The sequence below is a fragment of the Bacteroides sp. ET71 genome (assembly GCF_023336905.1).
GTDB lineage: Bacteria > Bacteroidota > Bacteroidia > Bacteroidales > Bacteroidaceae > Bacteroides.
The window spans coordinates 1-4,855 of record NZ_JAMBLS010000063.1 but is presented as its reverse complement, the minus strand read 5'-3'; the positions used below and the strand labels follow the sequence as shown (position 1 = coordinate 4,855).

Below are 4,855 nucleotides of genomic sequence, written 5' to 3'. Positions count from 1 at the left end.
GCAGAAATTTTGCGAATATTGCATATAGGTTGTGCATACGATATTTGTCTATTAAAAGTTTGGCCACCTTTAATTTGCTAAATATCAACAATATGCACAACTTTTTATTCATAAATCTTTTATCAATTTAATTCCGCCAACGGGTTAAATTTCTATAACTTTAGCCTCTGAAAACATAGTGATAATCGCTTAAATGTTATAATTGGGTACTATAAAATTAATACTTTTATCGCTATATCCCTAATTATCAAGCGAATAATTTTATTTCTAATATCGAACTCACGTTATAGTAGTATCGTTATCACCTCCCCCTGGTGGATTCTCCTCCTCTCCGGAGGAGGAGAGTCAGTTAGTGCGACATAAATGTACATACTTATCTCAAGCAAAGTATAAACGCTGTGGTTCTCAATTCCCTTCCTTCGGGGAGGTTGCCCTCACCTGAAAACGAGGGAGTCGGAGGGGTAAATGCTCTCAGGGCGGGGTGGTAGCGGTATCAACCGAGCTGACACACCTTCTTTCATCCCCGGCGTATGTAGTCTTTCAGGTATCCTCTATGGCTTCAAAGATGCGCCAAAGATTTTCAAATACTGTTCTGTTTTCAAATCTGATCGCATATATTCCTTTCTTTTCAGACAAGAATGTCGTACGTCGCTCATCATAATCCGCACTGGCATTATGAACTTCTCCATCCAACTCAATTGCCAATTTGATTTTCGGGTAATAGAAATCTACAATAGAGGGCCCGATGCCTTGCTCCACCTGAATTTCAAACCATTCAATTGCTTGTCTTTCAACATCCGCCCAAAGACGGCTTCGGCGATTGCGGAATGGTTCCGTAAAGATTTCCTATATTCTTCTTTGTTTATCAAATCTGCATAAGCATATCATTTTTTGCGCATAGGTATGGCGATTAGCTTATCTGCATCATCTGTGTTACCAGTGGTTGCTTAACCAGTGGCAAATATACAGGTTTTTCCCCTTGTGCTCAACTTCTCCCCCCTAAAAGTTTGCGGTGTCAGGAAATATGTGTACTTTTGGGCAAATTTCATCCTATAAACATTGTACAACATCATGATGACACAAGAAGACAAAGACTTGCTGACCCGGAAAGGCATCAGCGAGGCGCAGATTGCCGAGCAACTGGCCTGCTTCGAGAAGGGCTTCCCCTATCTGAAACTTTATGCCGCCGCCTCGGTGGGCAACGGTATCCTGGCTCCCGACACCGACGAGCAGAAGAAGTATCTGGATGCATGGGAGGCCTACACACAGACGGATAAGACGGTGGTGAAGTTCGTGCCCGCCTCGGGCGCTGCCAGCCGCATGTTCAAGAACCTGTTCGAGTTTCTGGGTGCAGACTATGACGTCCCCACCACGGACTTCGAGAAGAAGTTTTTCGACCGTATCGCGGACTTCGCTTTCTACCAGGACCTCAACGCCGCATGCCAGAAGACCGAGGGGAAGGACATTGCCGCCCTGGTGGCCGAAGGCAACTACAAGGCTGTGGTGGCAGCCTTGCTCCAGGCGGCCGGACTGAACTACGGCGCCCTGCCCAAAGGCCTGCTGAAGTTCCACAAGTATGAGGACGGCAACCGCACCCCCGTGGAGGAACATCTGGTGGAAGGCGCGCTCTATGCCGCCAACCGGAACGGCAAGGTGAACGTGCACTTCACTGTGTCGCCCGAACACCGCCCCTTGTTCAAGGCGCTGGTGGACGAAAAGGCCGCCATCTATGCCAAGCGTTACGGGGTGGACTATAATATCTCTTTCTCCGAGCAGAAGCCCAGCACCGACACCATTGCCGCCGACATGGACAACCAGCCCTTCCGCGACAACGGCAAGCTGCTCTTCCGTCCGGGCGGGCACGGTGCGCTGATAGAGAACCTGAACGACCTGGATGCCGACGTCATCTTCATCAAGAACATAGACAATGTAGTGCCCGACAAGCTGAAAGGCGATACGGTGCTCTACAAGAAAGTCATTGCCGGTGTGCTGGTGGGTCTCCAGCAGCAGGCTTTTGCCTACCTCCAGTTGCTGGACAGCGGCAAGTACACCCATGAGCAGGTGCTGGAAATCCTCCAGTTCCTCCAGAAGAAGCTCCATTGCAAGAACCCCGAGGTGAAGAACCTGGAGGATGCCGAACTGGTCATCTACCTGAAGAAGAAACTGAACCGCCCGATGCGTGTCTGCGGCATGGTGAAGAACGTGGGCGAACCGGGCGGAGGTCCGTTCCTGGCCTATAACCTCGACGGCACCATCTCCCTGCAAATCCTGGAGAGCTCGCAGATAGACATGAACGACCCCGAGAAGAAGGAGATGTTCGAGAAGGGCACGCACTTCAATCCCGTAGACCTGGTTTGTGCCGTGCGCGACTATAAGGGACATAAGTTCGACCTGACCCGCTATGTGGACAAGGCCACGGGCTTCATCTCGCACAAGTCGAAGAACGGCAAGGACCTGAAGGCGCTGGAACTGCCGGGCCTGTGGAACGGCGCGATGAGCGACTGGAACACGGTCTTCGTGGAAGTACCCCTCAGCACGTTCAACCCGGTAAAGACCGTGAACGACCTGTTGCGTGAACAGCATCAATAAGCATGTATGATAGTAGAGCGGCCGGAAGGGATGCACCCCCTTTCGGTTGCTTTTGTTTAATACCCAATATGTAGTATGAAGAGAATATTGTTATTAGGCTCCGGCGAACTGGGCAAGGAGTTTGTGATTGCCGCCCAGCGGGTAGGCCAGTATGTCATCGCCTGCGATTCGTATGCCGGCGCGCCGGCCATGCAGGTGGCCGACGAAAGTGAAGTGTTCAGCATGTTGGACGGAGATGCCCTGGAGCGTGTCGTGCGCAAGCACCGGCCGGACATCATCGTTCCTGAGATTGAAGCCATCCGCACCGAACGGCTGTATGATTTCGAACAGGAAGGCATCCAGGTAGTGCCCAGTGCCCGTGCCGTCAATTTCACTATGAACCGTAAGGCCATCCGTGACCTGGCTGCCAAGGAGCTGGGCCTGAAGACGGCACGCTATTATTACGCCAAGTCGTTGGACGAACTGAAAGAGGCTGCGGCCAAGATTGGATTCCCTTGTGTGGTGAAACCGCTGATGTCGTCTTCCGGCAAAGGTCAGTCGGTGGTGAAAGGCCCCGAAGAGCTGGAGCATGCCTGGGAGTATGGATGCAGCGGCAGCCGGGGGGACATCAAGGAATTGATTGTCGAGGAGTTCATCCGTTTCGACAGTGAAATCACCCTGCTTACGGTGACGCAGAAGAATGGCCCGACGCTGTTCTGCCCGCCCATAGGCCATGTGCAGAAGAACGGGGATTACCGCGAGAGCTTCCAGCCTGCCTATATTGACCCGGCCCATCTGAAGGAAGCCCAGGAGATGGCCGAAAAGGTAACCCGTGCTCTGACCGGTGCCGGCATTTGGGGCGTGGAGTTCTTCCTCAGCCATGAGAACGGGGTCTACTTCTCGGAGCTGTCGCCCCGTCCGCACGACACAGGCATGGTGACATTGGCCGGTACTCAGAACCTCAACGAGTTTGAGCTTCATCTGCGGGCTGTCTTGGGATTGCCTATTCCGCATGTCAAGCTGGAGCGCATGGGAGCCAGCGCCGTTATCTTGTCTGGCATCGCCTCGCAAGCGCAACCCGATTACAAGGGCATGGAGGAAGTGACGGCCGCCGAAGATACCTACCTGCGCATCTTTGGTAAGCCGACAACCCGCCTCAACCGTCGTATGGGTGTTGTCTTGTGTTATGCACCAGTCGGCAGCGATTTGGATGCTTTGCGCGACAAGGCCAAGGCTTTGGCTGCCAAAGTGGAGGTATGCTGACGGAATAGCATCATTGAAGGATACCTATTGTTGGGTAATATTTGTATCGATGAAGACTTTTCTTGATGATTTACGTGAAAGATTATCAAGAGAAGTCTTCATTTGTGTTTAGAGTTATTGCAAGATGCCATGATAGACAAAGGTACCTTCTCCGAAATCGTATTCGCTTATATCATCCCGGAACAGACCGTAAACAGAGGAGCCAGAACCACTCATAGAGGCGTATATCGCTCCTAACTGATAGAGCTGTTCTTTTATCTTGCCAATCTCAGGAAACTGAGGGAAAACGCTTTCTTCGAAATCATTGACCAATTTCCCTTTCCATTCTTCCACGGGAAGAAGAACTATATCTTTGGAAGAGAAGGCCGGGCTTCGAGGATTAATATGGGCAAAGGCATCACGAGTGGACACGAAGATGTCTGGTTTTACTACCAAAATACAGTATCCTTTCAATGAGAGGCGGATAGGAGAAAATATATTGCCGATGCCTTCGGCGTAGGTGGGTTGGTTGCGGATGAAAAAGGCGCAATCTGCTCCTAATCGTGAGGCATAGCCCTCAAGCTCTTCTTCGGACAGGTTCAATCCGAACTCTTCGTTCAACATCTTTAGCATGAAAGCAGCATCGGACGAACCGCCTCCTAAACCAGCTCCCAGAGGTATATGTTTTAGTAGGTTAACTTCGACAGATGGTAAACCGAAATCTTGGTTTAGCATCTGATATGCTTTTACTACCAGGTTGTCTTTTGTGCATCCACCAATTTCTTTTCCAGACAGGTTGAGAACACATTCTCCTTTGCCTGCATGATTTCTCAGAAGAGTTATTTCTAATGCATCCTCTACGAGAACGGGGTAAAAAACAGTCTCTAAGTTATGGTATCCATCGGGTCTTTTCTCAATGATGTTTAGTCCCAGATTAATCTTTGCATTTGGAAAGGTCAGCATATATTTAACGTGAGTTCGATATAAGAAATAAAATTATTCGTTTGATAATTAGGGATATAGCGATAAAAGTATTAATTTTATA

At 49.9% G+C, this 4,855-nt stretch carries 4 protein-coding genes and 1 pseudogene; 2 read left to right on the top strand and 3 right to left on the bottom strand.

Going from position 1 to position 4,855, the window contains the following annotated elements; genetic code table 11:
• Positions 1-112, bottom strand: a pseudogene (locus tag M3090_RS14810) (IS982 family transposase); the annotation flags it as partial.
• A 428-nt stretch (positions 113-540) separates the two neighbouring features.
• Entirely contained in the window at positions 541-759 is a 219-nt protein-coding gene (locus M3090_RS14805) for an endonuclease domain-containing protein (RefSeq protein WP_249057591.1), read from the bottom strand.
• Positions 760-1,071: 312 nt separating this feature from the next.
• Here M3090_RS14805 and M3090_RS14800 point away from each other — a divergent pair, with 312 nt between their 5' ends.
• Together M3090_RS14800 and purT are read left to right on the top strand one after the other, a co-directional pair.
• Positions 1,072-2,589 (top strand): DUF4301 family protein, encoded by a 1,518-nt coding sequence (locus tag M3090_RS14800; protein ID WP_249057589.1) that lies wholly within the window; start codon positions 1,072-1,074, stop codon positions 2,587-2,589.
• A 75-nt stretch (positions 2,590-2,664) separates the two neighbouring features.
• Complete coding sequence (gene purT / locus M3090_RS14795) at positions 2,665-3,831, top strand: formate-dependent phosphoribosylglycinamide formyltransferase (protein ID WP_249057587.1); 1,167 nt, start codon at positions 2,665-2,667, stop codon at positions 3,829-3,831.
• Positions 3,832-3,945: 114 nt separating this feature from the next.
• Here the strand turns inward: purT and ispE are convergent, their stop codons facing one another.
• Positions 3,946-4,773: a 4-(cytidine 5'-diphospho)-2-C-methyl-D-erythritol kinase gene (gene ispE, locus M3090_RS14790; RefSeq protein ID WP_249057586.1), complete on the bottom strand. Its 828-nt coding sequence runs from the start codon at positions 4,771-4,773 to the stop codon at positions 3,946-3,948.
• Between the last annotated feature and the right edge of the window lie 82 nt (positions 4,774-4,855).